This is a genomic window from Allorhizobium pseudoryzae, assembly GCF_011046245.1.
Classification (GTDB): Bacteria; Pseudomonadota; Alphaproteobacteria; order Rhizobiales; family Rhizobiaceae; genus Neorhizobium; species Neorhizobium pseudoryzae.
In genome coordinates this window covers 3263104-3283875 of record NZ_CP049241.1, presented here as the reverse complement: position 1 = coordinate 3283875, position 20772 = coordinate 3263104, and the positions used below count along the sequence as shown (strand labels likewise).

Here is a 20772-nt window from a genome sequence, read left to right as displayed (position 1 = left end):
TGTGGAGATAAAAATGGCGGCACGTTGGTACATCGTCCACGCGTATTCGAACTTTGAAAAGAAGGTTGCGGAAGACATTGAGAACAAGGCTCGCCAGAAGGGCTTGGAGCATCTGTTCGAGAAGATCCTCGTGCCGACCGAAAAGGTTGTCGAAGTGCGCCGCGGCCGCAAGGTCGATAGCGAGCGGAAGTTCTTTCCGGGCTATGTTCTGGTGCGTGCCAACCTGACCGATGAGGCCTATCACCTCATCAAGAACACCCCGAAGGTGACCGGCTTCCTCGGTTCCGACAACAAGCCGGTGCCGATCCCCGATTTCGAGGCGGATCGCATTCTGGGTCAGGTCCAGGAAGGTGTCGAGCGTCCGAAGGCCTCGATCTCGTTCGAGATCGGCGAGCAGGTTCGGGTCTCGGATGGTCCCTTCGCCTCCTTCAACGGCATCGTTCAGGATGTCGATGAAGAGCGTTCGCGCCTCAAGGTCGAAGTTTCGATTTTCGGCCGCGCAACGCCGGTCGAGCTTGAATACGGTCAGGTCGAAAAGGTATGATCGGACGCGGGGAGCAGTCCCCGAACCCCGCGTGGGAGGTGTCGCCTGATGGCCGGGCGCGTTCATCCGAACCACGCAACCGCAGCCGTCGCCCTTTTTGGGGTGGCACAGGGATCGGGAAACCGGTCCGATATAGAAAGGCAGAGAAATGGCTAAGAAAGTCGCAGGCCAGCTCAAGCTGCAGGTCAAGGCAGGATCGGCAAACCCGTCCCCGCCGATCGGCCCCGCACTTGGTCAGCGTGGCATCAACATCATGGAATTCTGCAAGGCGTTCAACGCCGCCACGCAGGAAATGGAAAAGGGTATGCCGATCCCGGTCGTCATCACCTATTACCAGGACAAGTCCTTCACCTTCGCCATGAAGCAGCCGCCGGTTACCTACTGGCTGAAGAAGGAAGCAAAGATCCAGTCCGGTTCCAAGACGCCTGGCAAGGGCGCCAAGGCCGGCACCATCACCAAGGCTCAGGTCCGTGCGATCGCTGAAGCCAAGATGAAGGATCTGAACGCGGCTGATGTCGAAGGCGCAATGCTGATGGTTGAGGGCTCTGCCCGCTCCATGGGCCTGGAAGTGGTGGCTTGATCATGGCAAAGCTTGCAAAGCGTATTCAGAAGACCCGCGAAGGCATTGATCCGACGAAGCTTGTTGCTCTTTCCGACGCAATCTCGCTCGTCAAGGACCGCGCAACCGCGAAGTTCGACGAAACCATCGAAATCGCGATGAACCTCGGCGTTGACCCGCGTCACGCTGACCAGATGGTTCGCGGCGTTGTGAACCTGCCGAACGGCACCGGCCGCGACGTTCGCGTTGCCGTGTTCGCTCGTGGCGCCAAGGCTGACGAAGCCAAGGCTGCCGGTGCAGACATCGTTGGCGCCGAAGACCTCGTCGAAATCGTCCAGGGCGGCAAGATCGACTTCGATCGCTGCATCGCGACCCCGGACATGATGCCGCTCGTCGGCCGTCTCGGTAAGGTTCTCGGCCCGCGTGGCATGATGCCGAACCCGAAGGTTGGTACGGTGACCATGGACGTTGCTGGTGCGGTCAAGGCCTCCAAGGGCGGCGCCGTCGAGTTCCGTGTCGAAAAGGCTGGTATCATCCATGCCGGTATCGGCAAGGCCTCCTTTGAAGCCAAGGCTCTGGAAGAGAACATCAAGGCATTTGCTGACGCTGTTCTGAAGGCAAAGCCGGCTGGCGCCAAGGGCAACTACGTCAAGCGCGTTGCGCTGTCCTCGACCATGGGTCCGGGCGTGCGCGTCGAGCCGTCGACGGTTCTGGCTTAAGTTTTTTCTCGCGGCGAGGCTTGTCTTCGCCGTGATCTCAGAATTTCCGGGCCTTCGGGCCCGGAAAGATCCGGGGTAACCCGGATACTCCTGTCCGAGATTGTGGGTGGTTTCGACCTTAATCGTATGACCTGCATGAGACGGGTAAGACCTGGATTTTCAACAGGCGCGCGTGATGCGCCCCTGAGGGTTCCGGTTCGAACCTGATGTGCCTTGTGCCATGAGCCTTCGGGCTCAAGTGCGGGGGGACAGGATCCTCGAGCGCCGCTCGGGATCTTGAAAAAGAGATCCCTTGGGGCAAAGGCAACCCGGCAGGTCCCGATCCTTCGATCGGTCCTGTCAACTGGAGACAGACAGTGGAAAGAGCGGAAAAACGCGAATTCGTCACGGAGCTGAACGAAGTCTTCAAGGCTTCTGGTTCGGTTGTCGTGGCCCACTATGCTGGTGTCACCGTTGCGCAGATGAACGACTTCCGTTCGAAGATGCGCGCGGCTGGCGGCACCGTCAAAGTCGCGAAGAACCGTCTGGCCAAGATCGCTCTTCAGGGCACGGAGTCGGAAGGGATGATCGATCTCTTCAAGGGCCAGACGCTGATTGCATACAGCGCCGACCCGATCACGGCTCCCAAGGTCGTCATGGATTTCGCCAAGACCAACGACAAGCTCGTTGTTCTGGGTGGCGCCATGGGCTCGACCACGCTTAACGCGGAAGGCGTCAAGTCGCTTGCGACCCTGCCTTCGCTGGACGAACTGCGCGCAAAGCTGCTGGGTATGATTCAGACCCCGGCAACCCGCATCGCAGGCGTCGTTCAGGCACCGGCAGCTCAGCTCGCCCGCGTTTTTGCGGCCTACGCAAAGAAGGACGAAGCCGCTTGAGGCGGTTTTTCGCTGTAACAAACCAACCAGTTCGAACCGAACATACAAGGAACTATCAAAATGGCTGATCTCGCTAAGATCGTTGAAGACCTCTCCGCTCTGACCGTTCTGGAAGCTGCTGAGCTTTCCAAGCTGCTGGAAGAGAAGTGGGGCGTTTCGGCTGCTGCTCCGGTAGCCGTTGCTGCTGCTGGCGGTGCTGCTGCTCCGGCTGCTGCCGAAGAAGAAAAGACCGAGTTCGACGTCATCCTGACGGATGCCGGCGCCAACAAGATCAACGTCATCAAGGAAGTCCGCGCCATCACCGGCCTGGGCCTCAAGGAAGCCAAGGACCTCGTCGAAGGCGCTCCGAAGGCTGTCAAGGAAGCCGTCTCCAAGGGCGAAGCTGCTGACATCAAGAAGAAGCTCGAAGACGCCGGCGCTAAGGTCGACGTTAAGTAATATCGAAATGCGGTGGGAGAGGGCACTTTTGCCCTCTTCCATTGTTCATTTCTCTGGACCTGATTACCCAAAAGCCGGTGAAACGGCTTTTGGGTAATGGGTTCTTCAAGAGGATGGTTTCGCTTCGTGATGCACGGCAATCCGGCCGGCGGACCGAGTGACGGAACGAGATTGAACAAAACCCATGATAGACGGGGTCGACTGGCCAGCGTGCCCCGTCCGTTGCAGGCCCGGATGCAATTTTTGAAGGAGCGACGATGGCTCAGACCCTTTCGTTCAACGGTCGCAGGCGCGTACGCAAGTTTTTCGGAAAGATCCCCGAAGTTACCGAAATGCCGAACCTCATCGAGGTTCAGAAGGCATCCTATGATCAGTTCCTCATGGTCGAGGAGCCGGAAGGCGGTCGCCCCGATGAGGGGCTGAATACCGTTTTCAAGTCGGTATTCCCCATTACCGATTTTTCCGGCGCCTCCATGCTGGAATTCGTCTCCTACGAATTCGAACCGCCGAAGTTCGACGTGGAAGAGTGCCGCCAGCGCGATCTCACCTATGCGGCTCCGCTGAAGGTGACGCTGCGCCTCATCGTATTCGATATCGATGAGGATACCGGCTCGAAGTCCATCAAGGACATCAAGGAACAGTCCGTCTACATGGGCGACATGCCGCTCATGACCGACAACGGCACGTTCATCGTCAACGGCACCGAGCGCGTCATCGTTTCGCAGATGCACCGTTCGCCGGGCGTGTTCTTCGACCACGACAAGGGCAAGAGCCATTCGTCGGGCAAGCTTCTGTTTGCCGCCCGCGTCATTCCGTATCGCGGTTCCTGGCTCGACATCGAGTTCGACGCCAAGGACATCGTCTACGCGCGTATCGACCGCCGCCGCAAGATCCCCGTGACCTCGCTGCTGATGGCGCTCGGCATGGACGGTGAAGACATCCTGTCGACCTTCTACACCAAGGCCACCTATGAGCGGTCCGGCGATGGCTGGCGGATCCCCTTCCAGCCGGAAGCGCTGAAGGGTGCCAAGACGCTCTCCGACATGATCGACGCCGATACCGGCGAAGTGGTTGTCGAATCGGGCAAGAAGCTGACCCCGCGCCTGCTGCGTCAGCTGACCGACAAGGGCCTCAAGGCTCTGAAGGCCACCAATGACGACCTCTACGGCAACTTCCTGGCCGAAGATCTCGTCAACATGGCGACCGGCGAAATCTACATGGAAGCCGGCGAAGAGATCGACGAAAAGAATCTGCCGAAGATTCTCGAAACCGGTTTCGACGAAATCCCGGTTCTCGGCATCGACCACATCAATGTCGGCGCCTACATCCGCAATACGCTGGCTGCCGACAAGAACGAGAACCGTCAGGACGCTCTGTTCGACATCTACCGCGTCATGCGTCCGGGTGAACCGCCGACCATGGAATCGGCCGAAGCCATGTTCAACTCGCTGTTCTTCGATGCGGAGCGTTACGACCTCTCCGCCGTCGGCCGCGTGAAGATGAACATGCGCCTCGACCTCGATTGCCCGGATACCGTGCGCACGCTGCGCAAGGACGACATCCTGGCCGTGGTCAAGATGCTGGTCGACCTGCGCGACGGCAAGGGCGAAATCGACGACATCGACAACCTCGGCAACCGCCGTGTCCGTTCCGTCGGTGAGTTGATGGAGAACCAGTATCGTCTTGGTCTCCTGCGCATGGAGCGTGCGATCAAGGAACGGATGTCCTCGATCGAAATCGACACCGTGATGCCGCAGGATCTGATCAACGCGAAGCCGGCAGCTGCCGCAGTTCGCGAATTCTTCGGATCCTCGCAGCTGTCGCAGTTCATGGACCAGGTGAACCCGCTGTCGGAAATCACCCACAAGCGCCGTCTTTCGGCTCTTGGCCCGGGTGGTCTGACGCGCGAACGCGCCGGCTTCGAAGTCCGCGACGTTCACCCGACCCACTATGGCCGTATCTGCCCGATCGAAACGCCGGAAGGTCCGAACATCGGTCTGATCAACTCGCTTGCCACCTTTGCCCGCGTCAACAAGTACGGCTTCATCGAAAGCCCGTACCGCAAGATCATCGACGGCAAGGTGACCAACGACGTGATCTACCTCTCCGCCATGGAAGAGGCCAAGTATTACGTCGCCCAGGCGAATGCGGCACTCAACGGTGATGGTTCGTTTGCCGACGAATTCGTCGTCTGCCGTCATTCGGGCGAAGTCATGCTCGCACCGCGCGACAACATCAACCTGATGGACGTCTCGCCGAAGCAGCTCGTTTCCGTTGCCGCCGCTCTCATTCCGTTCCTGGAAAACGACGACGCCAACCGCGCGCTGATGGGCTCGAACATGCAGCGTCAGGCCGTGCCGCTGGTGCGTGCCGAGGCTCCGTTCGTCGGCACCGGCATGGAACCGGTCGTGGCCCGTGACTCCGGCGCTGCCATCGCCGCCCGTCGTGGCGGCGTGGTTGACCAGGTCGATGCGACGCGTATCGTTATCCGTGCCACGGAAGATCTCGACGCCGGCAAGTCGGGCGTTGACATCTACCGCCTGCAGAAGTTCCAGCGTTCGAACCAGAACACCTGCATCAACCAGCGCCCGCTGGTGAATGTCGGTGACGTGATTGCCAAGGGTGACATCATCGCAGACGGTCCGTCGACGGATCTCGGCGATCTGGCGCTCGGCCGTAACGCGCTCGTCGCCTTCATGCCCTGGAACGGCTACAACTACGAAGACTCGATCCTGATGTCGGAACGCATCGTCGCTGACGACGTGTTCACGTCCATCCATATCGAAGAATTCGAAGTGATGGCCCGCGACACGAAGCTTGGTCCGGAAGAAATCACGCGCGACATTCCGAACGTTTCGGAAGAAGCGCTGAAGAACCTCGACGAAGCCGGTATCGTCTACATCGGTGCGGAAGTCGCTCCCGGCGATATCCTCGTTGGCAAGATCACGCCGAAGGGTGAAAGCCCGATGACGCCGGAAGAAAAGCTTCTGCGCGCCATCTTCGGTGAAAAGGCGTCCGACGTCCGCGACACCTCCATGCGCATGCCGCCCGGCACGTTCGGGACCATTGTCGAAGTTCGCGTCTTCAACCGCCACGGCGTGGAGAAGGACGAACGTGCGATGGCGATCGAGCGCGAGGAAATCGAACGCCTCGCCAAGGACCGTGACGACGAACAAGCGATCCTCGACCGTAACGTCTACGGCCGTCTCTTGGACATGCTGCGCGGTCAGGTCTCCGTCGCCGGGCCGAAGGGCTTCAAGAAGGGCGTCGAGCTCAACAACGCGGTCATTTCCGAATACCCGCGTTCGCAGTGGTGGATGTTCGCCGTCGAAGACGAGAAGGTCCAGGCCGAGATCGAAGCCCTGCGTGGCCAGTACGATGAATCCAAGTCGCGCCTTGAACAGCGCTTCATGGACAAGGTCGAAAAGGTCCAGCGTGGCGACGAAATGCCTCCGGGCGTCATGAAGATGGTCAAGGTCTTCGTCGCTGTGAAGCGCAAGATCCAGCCGGGCGACAAGATGGCCGGCCGTCACGGCAACAAGGGTGTCGTGTCGCGTATCGTGCCGGTGGAAGACATGCCGTTCCTCGAAGACGGGACCCATGTCGACATCTGCTTGAACCCGCTTGGCGTTCCGTCGCGCATGAACGTCGGTCAGATCCTCGAAACCCATCTGGCCTGGGCCTGCGCCGGCATGGGCAAGAAGATCGGCGAGATGCTCGAAGAGTATCGCAAGACCATGGACATCAGCGAGCTGCGCAGCGAGCTGACGGAAATCTATGCGTCGGAATCGCACGACGAAGTGGCTCGTTTCGACGACGAATCGCTGGTGAAGCTCGCCGAAGAGGCAAAGCGTGGCGTGTCCATCGCAACGCCGGTCTTCGACGGTGCGCATGAGCCCGACGTTGCCGCCATGCTGAAGAAGGCTGGTCTGCATGAATCCGGTCAGTCCGTTCTGTATGACGGTCGTACCGGTGAAGCCTTCGACCGCAAGGTCACCGTCGGCTATATGTACATGATCAAGCTGAACCACCTGGTCGACGACAAGATCCACGCGCGTTCGATCGGTCCGTACTCGCTCGTCACGCAGCAGCCGCTGGGTGGTAAGGCGCAGTTCGGTGGCCAGCGCTTCGGGGAAATGGAAGTCTGGGCGCTCGAAGCCTATGGCGCCGCCTACACCCTGCAGGAAATGCTGACGGTGAAGTCGGACGACGTGGCCGGCCGTACCAAGGTCTACGAGGCGATCGTCCGTGGCGACGACACCTTCGAGGCGGGTATTCCGGAAAGCTTCAACGTTCTCGTCAAGGAAATGCGGTCTCTCGGCCTTTCCGTCGAACTCGAGAACTCGAAGCTCGATGCCGCCGAGGCCGGTTCGCTGCCAGACGCAGCCGAGTAACAAAACGACTGGAGCGCGCGCCTTTGACGGCGCGCGCTGCCCCACCTGACGGAAGACGACCGGACGGGCAGGGGAATTTCGCCGCATTTCGCGGCTATGACCGTTTTAGGCGGTGGCCGGCCTCCCGGGATCAATAGGGCCGGACCATCCGCAAGCTGAGGGCTGATCGCCCCATAAGGAGATAGGCATGAACCAAGAGGTCATGAATCTTTTCAACCCGCAGGTGCCTGCGCAGCAGTTCGACTCGATCCGTATCTCGATCGCGTCGCCCGAGAAGATTCTCTCCTGGTCCTACGGCGAAATCAAAAAGCCGGAGACCATCAACTACCGTACGTTCAAGCCGGAACGCGACGGCCTGTTCTGCGCGCGCATCTTCGGGCCCATCAAGGACTACGAATGCCTGTGCGGCAAGTACAAGCGCATGAAGTACAAGGGCATCATCTGCGAAAAGTGCGGCGTGGAAGTCACGCTCTCGCGCGTTCGCCGCGAGCGCATGGGCCATATCGAGCTCGCAGCACCCGTTGCCCACATCTGGTTCCTGAAGTCGCTTCCTTCGCGCATCTCGACGCTTCTCGACATGACGCTGAAGGATGTCGAGCGCGTTCTCTACTTCGAAAACTACATTGTCACGGAACCCGGCCTCACCGCGCTCAAGGAACACCAGCTGCTCTCCGAAGAGGAGTACATGCTGGCGATCGACGAGTATGGTGAAGACCAGTTCAGCGCCATGATCGGCGCCGAAGCCATCTATGAAATGCTGGCTTCGATGAACCTCGAAAAACTCGCAGGCGACCTGCGCTCGGATCTCGCCGACACCACGTCGGATCTGAAGCAGAAGAAGCTGATGAAGCGCCTGAAGATCGTTGAAAACTTCATCGAATCCGGCAACCGCCCGGAATGGATGATCATGAAGGTCGTTCCCGTCATCCCGCCGGACCTGCGCCCGCTGGTTCCGCTCGATGGCGGCCGTTTCGCGACGTCCGACCTGAACGATCTCTACCGCCGCGTCATCAACCGTAACAACCGTCTGAAGCGCCTGATCGAACTGCGCGCGCCGGGCATCATCATCCGCAACGAAAAGCGCATGCTGCAGGAATCTGTGGACGCGCTGTTCGACAATGGCCGCCGTGGCCGCGTCATCACCGGCGCCAACAAGCGTCCGCTGAAGTCGCTCTCCGACATGCTGAAGGGCAAGCAGGGCCGTTTCCGCCAGAACCTGCTCGGCAAGCGCGTCGACTATTCCGGCCGTTCGGTCATCGTGACCGGTCCGGAACTGAAGCTGCACCAGTGCGGCCTGCCGAAGAAGATGGCGCTCGAACTGTTCAAGCCGTTCATCTACGCCCGCCTCGACGCCAAGGGGTATTCCTCGACCGTCAAGCAGGCCAAGAAGCTGGTTGAAAAGGAAAAGCCGGAAGTTTGGGATATCCTCGACGAGGTCATCCGCGAGCATCCGGTTCTCTTGAACCGCGCACCGACGCTGCACCGCCTGGGCATCCAGGCCTTCGAACCGATCCTGGTCGAAGGCAAGGCCATTCAGCTGCACCCGCTCGTCTGCACGGCCTTCAACGCCGACTTCGACGGCGACCAGATGGCTGTTCACGTGCCGCTCTCGCTGGAAGCCCAGCTGGAAGCCCGCGTGCTGATGATGTCGACCAACAACATCCTGCACCCGGCAAACGGCGCACCGATCATCGTTCCGTCGCAGGACATGGTTCTCGGTCTCTACTACCTGTCGATCATGAACCAGAACGAGCCGGGCGAAGGCATGGTCTTCTCCGACATGGGCGAACTGCATCATGCTCTTGAGAACAAGGTCGTGACGCTGCATGCCAAGATCCGCGGCCGCTTCAAGTCGGTTGACGAGGAAGGCAAGCCCTACACGAAGATCTTCGAAACGACGCCCGGCCGCATGATCATCGGCGAGCTCCTGCCGAAGAACGGCAAGGTGCCCTTCGACATCTGCAACCAGGAAATGACCAAGAAGAACATCTCCAAGATGATCGACACGGTCTACCGCCATTGCGGCCAGAAGGACACGGTCATCTTCTGCGACCGCATCATGCAGCTCGGCTTCACCCATGCCTGCCGCGCCGGCATCTCGTTCGGCAAGGACGACATGATCATTCCGGAAACTAAGGCGAAGATCGTCGGCGAGACCGAAAGCCTGGTGAAGGAATACGAGCAGCAGTACAATGACGGCCTGATCACTCAGGGCGAAAAGTACAACAAGGTCGTCGATGCCTGGGGCAAGGCCACCGAAAAGGTTGCCGAAGACATGATGGCCCGCATTAAGGCCGTCGAATTCGACGCCGAAACCGGTCGCCAGAAGCCGATGAACGCGATCTACATGATGTCCCACTCCGGTGCCCGTGGTTCTCCGAACCAGATGCGCCAGCTGGGCGGCATGCGCGGCCTGATGGCGAAGCCGTCGGGTGAAATCATCGAGACGCCGATCATCTCGAACTTCAAGGAAGGCCTCACCGTTAACGAGTACTTCAACTCGACCCACGGTGCCCGTAAGGGTCTGGCCGATACGGCTCTGAAGACCGCGAACTCCGGTTACCTGACCCGTCGTCTCGTCGACGTGGCGCAGGATTGCATCGTCAACCTCGTGGATTGCGGCACCGACAAGGGCCTGACCATGACGGCGATCGTCGATGCCGGTCAGGTCGTGGCCTCCATCGGTGCACGTGTCCTTGGTCGTACCGCGCTTGATGACATCGATCATCCGGTCACCGGCGAGCGTATCGTCAATGCCGGTCAGATGATCCTCGAGCCGCATGTGGTCGAGATCGAAAAGGCCGGTATCCAGTCGATCCGCATCCGTTCGGCGCTCACCTGCGAAGTCCAGACGGGCGTCTGCTCGGTCTGCTACGGTCGCGACCTGGCACGCGGCACGCCCGTCAACATGGGCGAAGCCGTCGGCGTCATCGCGGCGCAGTCGATCGGCGAGCCGGGCACGCAGCTCACCATGCGTACGTTCCACTTGGGCGGCACGGCAAACGTGGTGGACCAGTCGTTCCTGGAAGCCTCCTACGAGGGCACGATCCAGATCAAGAACCGCAACGCGCTTCGCAATTCGGAAGGCAATCTTGTGGCCATGGGCCGCAACATGGCCGTCACGATTCTCGATGAGCGTGGCGTCGAACGCTCCTCGCAGCGCGTCGCCTACGGTTCGAAGCTGTTCGTGGACGACGGCGACAAGGTCAAGCGCGGTCAGCGTCTGGCGGAGTGGGATCCCTATACCCGCCCGATGCTCACCGAAGTGGCCGGTACGGTCGAATTCGAAGATGTCGTGGACTCGGTCTCGGTTCTGGAATCGACCGACGAATCCACCGGTATCACGAAGCGTCAGGTTATCGACTGGCGTTCGACCCCGCGTGGTAACGACCTGAAGCCGGCGATCGTCATCAAGGATGCCAGCGGTTCGATCATGAAGCTCGCCCGTGGTGGCGAAGCCCGCTTCATGCTCTCCGTCGATGCGATCCTGTCGGTCGAGCCGGGCACCAAGGTCAGCCAGGGTGACGTCCTTGCGCGTGTTCCGATGGAAAGCGCCAAGACCAAGGACATCACCGGTGGTCTGCCGCGTGTTGCCGAACTGTTCGAAGCGCGTCGTCCGAAGGATCATGCCATCATCGCCGAGATCGATGGTACGGTTCGCATGGGCCGCGACTACAAGAACAAGCGTCGCGTGATGATCGAGCCGGCGGAAGACGGTGTTGAGGCGGTCGAGTACCTGATCCCGAAGGGCAAGCCCTTCCATCTTCAGGATGGCGACTATATCGAAAAGGGTGACTACATCCTCGACGGTAACCCGGCACCGCACGACATCCTGGCAATCAAGGGCGTGGAGGCTCTGGCTTCCTACCTCGTGAACGAAATCCAGGAAGTCTACCGACTGCAGGGCGTTGTGATCAACGACAAGCACATCGAGGTGATCGTTCGCCAGATGCTGCAGAAGGTCGAGATCACCGACTCGGGCGACAGCCAGTACATCGTGGGCGACAATGTCGACCGCATCGAACTGGACGATGCCAACGAGCGTCTCATCGAGGACGGCAAGAAGCCGGCCTTCGGCGAGCCGGTCCTGCTCGGCATCACCAAGGCCTCGCTGCAGACGCCGTCCTTCATCTCGGCTGCCTCCTTCCAGGAAACCACCAAGGTTCTCACGGAAGCGGCAATCGCCGGCAAGATGGATACGCTGCAGGGCCTCAAGGAAAACGTCATCGTCGGCCGCCTCATCCCGGCTGGTACCGGCGGCACCATGACGCAGATCCGCCGCATCGCCACCGGCCGCGACGAGATGATCCTCGACGAGCGCCGCAAGTCGACGGGTGCATCGAGCGCCACGCCGATGCTGCAGAACATGGCCGGTTCGGACACCGTTCCGGCTGGCGAATAAAGACGGTGAGGGCGGTTCGCCGCCCTGACATCCGATCGACGAAAAATAAAGCGCCTGGAGCAATCCGGGCGCTTTTTTCGTTCGACATCGGCAGCCGTGTGTCAAAACAAATGCCGCCGTGAGGACACGGCGGCATTGGTTGTGGAGCAAGCGGTATTCACATCGCCGTGGCGGGGCAGGGATGGCCAGCACGGCCACCCGGCATCAGCCGAAGCGGATGATCGAGACTTCGCCTTCCAGCGCGCCTTGATAGGCGGCGGCATGCGGTTCTTCGACCGGTTCTTCGGTCAGCACGCCGATCTGGTCGAGATCGGCTTCGATGAAGCCTTCCTCGGACAGCGCGTTGAGCGCCTCGCGCACCGCGGTATCGTCGTCCGGGGCGGTCAGGAGGATGTGCAGTTCCGTGCCGGCGCTGTCCTTCGTCTCGTAACCCTTGCCGATGATGATGAAGACCATGGGCGAATCGAAGTTGTTGTCATTGTCGGGCGAGGTGATCATTCCGATTCACTCCTAGTTCGAGAACGGGCCGACTCAAACGGTGGAGCCGACTTCTACCCTGGATACTTATACCAAGTGCCGGTGATGGAAACCCGTGGCGCACCGGTGATTTCTTGCAAGCACCGTCGCGACGGTCGGCGCTGGCACCGGGCAGGGCGGAGAATCGCCCGATCGCCCTGCGATCGAGGGCCTGCACCGGTTCTGCAGCCGCCGATCGCGGGTTAAGGCCGTCTTGCCAATCCGGCCTCAATGGTTAATGATCTCTTGTGATCAAAACCGCAAGGAACCGCCGTGCCAGGGGGCAAGAGCGCTTGTATCGCAGGCGCTTCGGGGACTTTCTTTGCGGCCAGCCCTTGACGGGACCGGGGTAAAACAGTAAACGCCCCGCATCGGAAGCTATGTGAGGCTTGCCCGTTTGGAACGCCTGTTCCTCTCTTGGCCTCAAACAAGCGTCCAAAACGCACGTTGAAGACAGGTATGCTGCACGCATGACGCACGTGATGCGTCCTCTGCTTTATGTGGTCCACCGGAAATTTCCGGCTGGGCCACGTTTCGCGCATGTTGAAATGTGTGCCGTGGCCGGAGACGGCGAAACAGTGGCTCTCCTTCGGGAGGGTCTTGAGACAAGATTTTGCAAGGGATGGGTATATGCCTACCGTAAACCAGCTGATCCGTAAGCCCCGCCAGGCACAGGTAAAGCGCAACAAGGTGCCTGCTCTGCAGGAGAACCCGCAGAAGCGCGGCGTTTGCACCCGCGTCTACACGACGACCCCGAAGAAGCCGAACTCGGCTCTGCGTAAGGTCGCCAAGATCCGTCTGACCAATGGCTTCGAAGTCATTGGCTACATTCCGGGTGAAGGTCACAACCTGCAGGAACACTCCGTCGTCATGATCCGTGGCGGCCGCGTGAAGGACTTGCCGGGTGTGCGTTACCACATCATCCGCGGCGTTCTCGATACCCAGGGTGTCAAGAACCGCAAGCAGCGCCGCTCGAAGTACGGCGCGAAGCGTCCGAAGTAATTCACCCAGATCCCGGCGCCGCGCGAGGTCCTCCGCGTGTTAAGGCGCCTCCGTCGCATTTTAAAGAGACAAACGTATGTCAAGACGTCACAGAGCAGAGAAGCGTGAGATCAACCCGGATCCGAAGTTCGGTGATCTGGTTGTCACGAAGTTCATGAACGCCATCATGCTGCACGGCAAGAAGTCGGTCGCTGAAAGCATCGTCTACGGTGCCTTCGACGCGGTCCAGGGCAAGGCCAAGCAGGAGCCGCTGCAGGTTTTCCATCAGGCGCTGGAAAATGTTGCTCCGCACGTTGAAGTTCGTTCGCGCCGCGTTGGTGGTGCTACCTATCAGGTTCCGGTCGATGTCCGTCCGGAGCGCCGCCAGGCTCTCGCCATTCGCTGGCTGATTGCAGCTGCACGCAAGCGCAACGAAACGACCATGGTCGACCGTCTTTCGGGCGAACTGATGGATGCCGCCAACAACCGTGGCAGCGCCGTCAAGAAGCGCGAAGACACGCACAAGATGGCCGACGCGAACCGCGCATTCTCGCACTACCGTTGGTAATACAGATCCGATCGAAATTCGAAAGGCAGTCCTATGGCTCGCGAGTATAAAATCGAAGACTACCGTAATTTCGGTATCATGGCGCATATCGACGCCGGCAAGACGACGACCACCGAGCGTATTCTCTATTACACCGGTAAGTCGCACAAGATCGGCGAAGTCCATGACGGCGCCGCGACCATGGACTGGATGGAGCAGGAGCAGGAGCGTGGCATCACGATCACGTCCGCTGCGACCACGACCTTCTGGAAGGGTCGCGACGGCAAGATGCGTCGCTTCAACATCATCGACACCCCCGGCCACGTCGACTTCACCATCGAAGTCGAGCGTTCGCTGCGCGTTCTCGACGGTGCGATCGCTCTCCTCGACGCCAACGCTGGTGTTGAGCCGCAGACGGAAACCGTCTGGCGTCAGGCCGAGAAGTATCATGTTCCGCGCATGATCTTCTGCAACAAGATGGACAAGACCGGCGCTGACTTCTACCGCTCGGTCGAGATGATCAAGACCCGTCTCGGTGCGACGGCTGTTGTCATGCAGCTGCCGATCGGCGCCGAGACCGAGTTCAAGGGCGTCATCGACCTGATCGAGATGAACGCGCTCGTCTGGCGCGACGAATCGCTCGGCGCTGCCTGGGACGTCGTCGAAATCCCGGAAGACATGAAGGCGAAGGCTGAAGAATATCGCGAAAAGCTGATCGAGACCGTTGTCGAGATCGACGAAGAAGCGATGGAAGCCTACCTGAACGGCGACATGCCGGATAACGACAAAATCCGTGAACTGGTTCGCCGCGGCACGATCGACGTCAAGTTCCACCCGATGTTCTGCGGTACCGCGTTCAAGAACAAGGGCGTTCAGCCGCTGCTCGACGCCGTCGTCGAATACCTGCCGTCGCCGCTCGACATCCCGGCGATCAAGGGCATCGACTTCAAGACGGAAGCCGAGATCGAGCGTCATGCCGACGACAGCGAGCCGCTGTCCATGCTGGCGTTCAAGATCATGAACGACCCCTTCGTCGGTTCGCTCACCTTCGCCCGCATCTATTCCGGCAAGCTGGAAAAGGGCGCATCGGTCATGAACACGGTCAAGGACAAGCGCGAGCGCGTCGGCCGCATGCTGCAGATGCACTCCAACAGCCGTGAAGACATCGAAGAAGCCTTTGCAGGCGACATCGTGGCTCTCGCCGGCCTGAAGGAAACCACCACGGGTGACACGCTCTGCGATCCGCTGAAGCCGGTTATCCTCGAGCGCATGGAATTCCCCGAGCCGGTCATCCAGATCGCGATCGAGCCGAAGTCCAAGGGCGATCAGGAAAAGATGGGTCTTGCCCTCAACCGCCTGGCAGCCGAAGACCCGTCCTTCCGCGTCAAGACCGACCAGGAATCCGGCCAGACGATCATTGCCGGCATGGGCGAACTTCACCTCGACATCATCGTCGACCGCATGCGTCGCGAGTTCAAGGTCGAGGCCACCGTCGGTGCTCCGCAGGTTGCCTACCGTGAAACCATCACGAAGGCGCACGAAGAAGACTACACGCACAAGAAGCAGTCCGGTGGTACCGGCCAGTTCGCGCGCGTCAAGATCATCTTCGAACCGAACCCGGAAGGCGAAGACTTCAAGTTCGAATCCAAGATCGTCGGCGGTGCTGTTCCGAAGGAATACATCCCGGGCGTTCAGAAGGGTATCGAAAGCGTTCTGTCGTCTGGTCCGCTCGCCGGCTTCCCGATGCTGGGCGTCAAGGCCACCCTCGTTGACGGTGCCTTCCACGACGTCGACTCGTCGGTTCTCGCCTTCGAAATCGCATCGCGTGCCTGCTTCCGTGAAGCCGCCAAGAAGGCCGGCGCACAGCTGCTCGAGCCGATGATGAAGGTCGAAGTCGTGACGCCGGAAGACTATGTCGGCGACGTCATCGGCGACCTGAACTCCCGTCGTGGTCAGATCCAGGGCCAGGAAAGCCGCGGCATTGCCGTGGTGATCAACGCCCACGTGCCGCTGGCCAACATGTTCAAGTACGTCGACAACCTGCGCTCCATGTCCCAGGGCCGCGCGCAGTACTCGATGGTCTTCGATCATTACGCGCCGGTTCCGACGAACGTCGCACAGGAAATCCAGGCAAAGTACTCCGGTCAGAAGTGACCGGGGTAACCCTGACCTACAAAAAGACCTAGGAATAGCTCCGCCCTTCGCGGGGAAACAGATGGAGAGCCTGAAATGGCAAAGAGCAAGTTTGAGCGTACCAAGCCGCATGTGAACATCGGCACGATTGGCCACGTTGACCATGGCAAGACGTCTCTGACGGCAGCGATCACGAAGTTCTTCGGTGAATTCAAGGCGTACGACCAGATCGACGCAGCACCGGAAGAAAAGGCGCGCGGCATCACCATCTCGACGGCACACGTTGAGTACGAGACGGCCAACCGTCACTACGCGCACGTTGACTGCCCCGGCCACGCCGACTACGTCAAGAACATGATCACCGGTGCTGCCCAGATGGACGGCGCGATCCTGGTTTGCTCCGCAGCTGACGGCCCGATGCCGCAGACGCGCGAGCACATCCTGCTCGCCCGCCAGGTTGGCGTTCCGGCTCTGGTCGTGTTCTTGAACAAGGTCGATCAGGTCGATGACGCGGAACTTCTCGAGCTCGTCGAGCTGGAAGTGCGTGAACTTCTGTCGTCCTACGACTTCCCCGGCGACGACATCCCGGTTGTCAAGGGTTCGGCTCTGGCGGCTCTGGAAGATTCCAACAAGACGATCGGCGAAGACGCGGTTCGTGAACTGATGGCCCAGGTCGACGCCTACATCCCGACGCCTGAGCGTCCGATCGACCAGCCGTTCCTGATGCCGATCGAAGACGTGTTCTCGATCTCGGGTCGTGGTACGGTTGTGACCGGCCGCGTCGAGCGTGGTATCGTCAAGGTTGGTGAAGAAGTCGAAATCGTCGGCATCCGCGCCACCTCCAAGACGACCGTTACCGGCGTTGAAATGTTCCGCAAGCTGCTCGACCAGGGCCAGGCCGGCGACAACATTGGCGCTCTGATCCGTGGCGTTCAGCGTGACGGCGTCGAGCGTGGCCAGATCCTGTGCAAGCCGGGTTCGGTCAAGCCGCACAAGAAGTTCAAGGCCGAAGCCTACATCCTGACGAAGGAAGAAGGCGGCCGTCATACGCCGTTCTTCACGAACTACCGTCCGCAGTTCTACTTCCGTACGACGGACGTGACGGGGATCGTGACGCTTCCGGAAGGCACGGAAATGGTGATGCCGGGCGACAACGTCACCGTTGACGTCGAGCTGATCGTTCCGATCGCGATGGAAGAAAAGCTGCGCTTCGCGATCCGCGAAGGCGGCCGTACCGTCGGCGCCGGCATCGTCGCCTCGATCATCGAGTAATGCTGGATCGGGCGAGGGGATCCCTCCTCGCCCGGTTTTCCGCCTTGCTTGAAAAAACTCGCGAGCGAAGGGCGAAAGCCCCTTGCTTGTGACACAAAAATGTAGCAAATGGCGCGCGAGCGCGATTTGCCGCCTGCTTCGATTTTTCGGGCGGGCTGACCAATCCAAAAGGTGGGCTTAAGGCCCGAAGAATGGATGGGGATACGGACCAGCGGAGCTGGATCCGGTGTCCCCCTCGATCTTTGACACCGGTGGTCCGCCTTTGAGAGAGAAACGCCCCTGTGCCGTCGTTTGGCGCTGGGGAAGAAAACAGAACAAGGATAACGTCGAATGAACGGCCAAAATATCCGCATTCGCCTGAAGGCGTTCGATCACCGGATCCTCGATGCTTCTACGCGCGAGATCGTGTCGACGGCGAAGCGCACCGGCGCAAGTGTCCGGGGCCCCGTTCCGCTTCCGACTCGCATCGAGAAGTTTACGGTAAACCGGTCCCCTCACATCGATAAGAAGAGCCGCGAGCAGTTCGAGATGCGCACGCACAAGCGTCTTCTCGACATCGTTGATCCCACCCCGCAGACGGTAGACGCGCTGATGAAGCTCGATCTCGCCGCCGGCGTCGACGTGGAAATCAAGCTCTGAGGTCTGCCCTCGGGCTGAGTGAGAAGGATTGAACCGATGCGTTCAGGTGTAATTGCACAGAAGGTCGGCATGACCCGCGTCTACAACGACGCCGGCGAACATGTTCCGGTAACGGTTCTGCGCGTTGACAACTGCCAGGTTGTTGCGCAGCGCACCGTAGAAAAGAACGGCTACACCGCCGTTCAGCTTGGCGCAGGCCAGGCAAAGGTCAAGAATACGAGCAAGGGTCTGCGCGGTCATTTCGCGGTTGCCCAGGTTGAGCCGAAGCAGAAGCTCGTCGAGTTTCGCGTCGATGCCGACAACCTCATCGATGTCGGCGCTGCCGTCACGCCGAGCCACTTCTCCGCCGGCCAGCTGGTCGACGTGACGGGCACGAGCATCGGTAAGGGTTTTGCCGGCGCCATGAAGCGTCACAACTTCGGCGGTCTGCGTGCCACGCACGGTGTGTCCGTTTCGCACCGTTCGCACGGTTCGACCGGTAACAACCAGGACCCGGGCAAGGTTTGGAAGGGCAAGCGCATGGCTGGCCACATGGGCCAGACCCGCGTCACCACCCAGAACCTCGAAGTGGTTTCGACCGACGAAGACCGCGGTCTGATCCTCGTCAAGGGTGCCGTTCCCGGTTCGAAGGGGTCCTGGATCATCGTCCGCGACGCCGTCAAGTCGGCCGCGAAGTAAGGGAGCCTTAAGAACATGGAATTCAACGTCACGACCCTTGAGGGTAAGGACGCAGGCAAGGTCTCCCTCTCGGATGAGATCTTCGGCCTCGATCCGCGCCAGGATATCCTGGCTCGCATGGTACGCTGGCAGCTCGCCAAGAAGCAGCAGGGGACTCACAAGTCCAAGGGCCGCTCCGAAGTCGCACGCACCGGCTCCAAGATGTACAAGCAGAAGGGTACGGGCCGCGCTCGTCACCATTCGGCACGCGCTCCGCAGTTCCGCGGCGGTGGTAAGGCTCATGGCCCGGTTGTCCGCAGCCACGAGCATGACCTGCCGAAGAAGGTGCGCGCCCTGGCGCTCCGCCACGCTTTGTCTGCCAAGCTGAAGGCTGAAGACCTGATCATCGTCGATCAGCTCGTCGCTTCCGATGCAAAGACCAAGGCTGTTGCCGGCACGCTCGCAACGCTCGGCCTCACCAACGCGCTCGTCATCGACGGTGCGGAAGTGAACGCCAACTTCAAGCTCGCTGCCCAGAACATCCCGAACATCGACGTTCTGCCGGTTCAGGGTATCAATGTTTACGACATCCTGCGTCGCGGCAAGCTCGTGCTTTCCAAGGCTGCAGTTGAAGCTCTCGAGGAGCGGTTCAAATGACGGATCTTCGCCATTACGATGTGATCGTGTCTCCCGCGATCACCGAAAAGTCGACGCTGCTTTCTGAACAGAACCAGGTCGTCTTCAACGTCGCCAAGGACGCTTCCAAGCCGGAAATCAAGGCTGCCGTGGAAGCTCTGTTCGGCGTCAAGGTCAAGGCCGTCAACACGCTCGTCCGCCTCGGCAAGACGAAGCGTTTCCGCGGCTTCATCGGCAAGCAGAAGGACGTCAAGAAGGCGATCGTCACGCTTGCCGAAGGTCAGTCCATCGACGTGTCGACGGGCGTCTGAGGTAGGGAAGAAGTACAATGGCATTGAAAACCTTTAACCCGACGACACCGAGCCAGCGCCAGCTGGTCATCGTTGACCGCTCGGCCCTCTTCAAGGGCAAGCCGGTCAAGGCGCTGACCGAGGGCCTGAGCTCCAAGGGTGGCCGTAACAACCTCGGCCGCATCACCGTTCGCTTTCGTGGCGGCGGTCACAAGCGCACCTATCGCCTGATCGACTTCAAGCGTCGCAAGTTCGACGTTGAAGGCACGGTCGCGCGTCTGGAATACGATCCGAACCGCACTGCGTTCATCGCGCTCGTATCCTACGCAGACGGCGAGCAGGCCTACATCCTCGCTCCGCAGCGTCTTGCTGTGGGCGACAAGGTCATCGCGTCCGACAAGGCTGTCGACGTGAAGCCCGGCAACACCATGCCGCTGCAGTACATCCCGGTCGGCTCCATCATCCACAACGTGGAAATGAAGCCCGGCAAGGGTGGTCAGATCGCCCGTTCGGCTGGCGCCTATGCCCAGCTCGTCGGTCGTGACCAGGGCATGGCGATCCTTCGTCTGAACTCCGGCGAACAGCGCCTCGTGCACGGCTCCTGCCTTGCATCCATCGGTGCGGTGTCCAACCCGGAACACAGCAACATCAACGATGGCAAGGCCGGTCGTTCGCGTTGGCGCGGTAAGCGTCCGCACGTACGCGGTGTCGTCATGAACCCTGTCGATCACCCGCACGGTGGTGGTGAAGGCCGCACCTCCGGTGGCCGTCATCCGGTTACCCCCTGGGGTAAGCCGACCAAGGGCAAGCGTACGCGTTCGAACAAGTCGACCGACAAGTTCATCATGCGCTCGCGCCATCAGCTGAAGAAGTAAGAGAAGGAAGTCAGGTATGGCTCGTTCAGTTTGGAAAGGCCCGTTCGTTGACGGATATCTTCTCAAGAAGGCTGAGAAGGTTCGCGAGGGCGGCCGCAGTGAAGTAATCAAGATCTGGAGCCGCCGCTCCACGATCCTGCCGCAGTTCGTCGGTCTCACCTTCGGCGTCTACAACGGCAGCAAGCATGTTCCGGTCAGCGTCAACGAAGACATGGTCGGCCACAAGTTTGGTGAATTCTCTCCGACGCGGACCTATTACGGTCACGGCGCGGACAAGAAGGCGAAGAGGAAGTAA

Annotated in this window: 18 protein-coding genes; 17 read left to right on the top strand and 1 reads right to left on the bottom strand. The window is 60.1% G+C overall.

Translation table 11 applies throughout. The features are described from left to right. Positions 1–13 precede the first annotated feature (13 nt). The 7 genes from nusG to rpoC all read left to right on the top strand — a co-directional run bounded on the left by nusG (position 14) and on the right by rpoC (position 11931). The gene (gene nusG, locus G6N78_RS15965; protein ID WP_165220186.1) at positions 14–544 is read left to right on the top strand and encodes a transcription termination/antitermination protein NusG; all 531 of its coding nucleotides are present in this window, start codon (positions 14–16) and stop codon (positions 542–544) included. Positions 545–692: 148 nt separating this feature from the next. Further along, positions 693–1124 (top strand): 50S ribosomal protein L11, encoded by a 432-nt coding sequence (rplK, locus tag G6N78_RS15960; protein ID WP_062553865.1) that lies wholly within the window; start codon positions 693–695, stop codon positions 1122–1124. 2 nt (positions 1125–1126) lie between these two features. Continuing rightward, positions 1127–1822: a 50S ribosomal protein L1 gene (rplA, locus tag G6N78_RS15955; protein WP_165220184.1), complete on the top strand. Its 696-nt coding sequence runs from the start codon at positions 1127–1129 to the stop codon at positions 1820–1822. 356 nt (positions 1823–2178) lie between these two features. Beyond that, complete coding sequence (gene rplJ, locus G6N78_RS15950; RefSeq protein ID WP_143128065.1) at positions 2179–2697, top strand: 50S ribosomal protein L10; 519 nt, start codon at positions 2179–2181, stop codon at positions 2695–2697. Positions 2698–2757: 60 nt separating this feature from the next. After that, the gene (gene rplL, locus G6N78_RS15945) at positions 2758–3135 is read left to right on the top strand and encodes a 50S ribosomal protein L7/L12 (RefSeq protein ID WP_165220182.1); all 378 of its coding nucleotides are present in this window, start codon (positions 2758–2760) and stop codon (positions 3133–3135) included. Between the two features lie 257 nt (positions 3136–3392). Continuing rightward, positions 3393–7529: a DNA-directed RNA polymerase subunit beta gene (rpoB, locus tag G6N78_RS15940; RefSeq protein WP_165220181.1), complete on the top strand. Its 4137-nt coding sequence runs from the start codon at positions 3393–3395 to the stop codon at positions 7527–7529. A gap of 187 nt (positions 7530–7716) precedes the next feature. Further along, positions 7717–11931, top strand: coding sequence for a DNA-directed RNA polymerase subunit beta' (rpoC, locus tag G6N78_RS15935; protein ID WP_165220179.1), 4215 nt, complete (start codon positions 7717–7719; stop codon positions 11929–11931). A 204-nt stretch (positions 11932–12135) separates the two neighbouring features. Here rpoC and G6N78_RS15930 read toward each other — a convergent pair whose 3' ends face one another. Then, positions 12136–12429: a transcriptional regulator gene (locus tag G6N78_RS15930; RefSeq protein WP_165220178.1), complete on the bottom strand. Its 294-nt coding sequence runs from the start codon at positions 12427–12429 to the stop codon at positions 12136–12138. A 648-nt stretch (positions 12430–13077) separates the two neighbouring features. Here G6N78_RS15930 and rpsL point away from each other — a divergent pair. The 10 genes from rpsL (at position 13078) to rpsS (ending at position 20772) form a co-directional block, all read left to right on the top strand. Further along, the gene (rpsL, locus tag G6N78_RS15925) at positions 13078–13449 is read left to right on the top strand and encodes a 30S ribosomal protein S12 (protein ID WP_003507760.1); all 372 of its coding nucleotides are present in this window, start codon (positions 13078–13080) and stop codon (positions 13447–13449) included. A 76-nt stretch (positions 13450–13525) separates the two neighbouring features. Beyond that, complete coding sequence (rpsG, locus tag G6N78_RS15920) at positions 13526–13996, top strand: 30S ribosomal protein S7 (protein WP_165220177.1); 471 nt, start codon at positions 13526–13528, stop codon at positions 13994–13996. A 33-nt stretch (positions 13997–14029) separates the two neighbouring features. After that, positions 14030–16129: an elongation factor G gene (fusA, locus tag G6N78_RS15915; RefSeq protein ID WP_165220170.1), complete on the top strand. Its 2100-nt coding sequence runs from the start codon at positions 14030–14032 to the stop codon at positions 16127–16129. Between the two features lie 75 nt (positions 16130–16204). Then, the gene (gene tuf / locus G6N78_RS15910) at positions 16205–17380 is read left to right on the top strand and encodes an elongation factor Tu (RefSeq protein WP_165220168.1); all 1176 of its coding nucleotides are present in this window, start codon (positions 16205–16207) and stop codon (positions 17378–17380) included. A gap of 330 nt (positions 17381–17710) precedes the next feature. Then, positions 17711–18019, top strand: coding sequence for a 30S ribosomal protein S10 (gene rpsJ, locus G6N78_RS15905; protein ID WP_003547547.1), 309 nt, complete (start codon positions 17711–17713; stop codon positions 18017–18019). Between the two features lie 36 nt (positions 18020–18055). After that, positions 18056–18697, top strand: coding sequence for a 50S ribosomal protein L3 (gene rplC, locus G6N78_RS15900; RefSeq protein WP_165220166.1), 642 nt, complete (start codon positions 18056–18058; stop codon positions 18695–18697). Positions 18698–18712: 15 nt separating this feature from the next. Then, positions 18713–19333, top strand: a complete 621-nt coding sequence (rplD, locus tag G6N78_RS15895) for a 50S ribosomal protein L4 (protein WP_165220164.1) — start codon at positions 18713–18715, stop codon at positions 19331–19333. Then, on the top strand, positions 19330–19623 hold the full coding sequence (locus tag G6N78_RS15890; RefSeq protein WP_165220162.1) for a 50S ribosomal protein L23: 294 nt from the start codon (positions 19330–19332) through the stop codon (positions 19621–19623). The genes rplD and G6N78_RS15890 overlap by 4 nt, the downstream gene beginning before the upstream one ends. Before the next feature lie 17 nt (positions 19624–19640). Continuing rightward, complete coding sequence (rplB, locus tag G6N78_RS15885; protein WP_165220160.1) at positions 19641–20477, top strand: 50S ribosomal protein L2; 837 nt, start codon at positions 19641–19643, stop codon at positions 20475–20477. A gap of 16 nt (positions 20478–20493) precedes the next feature. Next, positions 20494–20772 (top strand): 30S ribosomal protein S19, encoded by a 279-nt coding sequence (rpsS, locus tag G6N78_RS15880; protein WP_028735901.1) that lies wholly within the window; start codon positions 20494–20496, stop codon positions 20770–20772.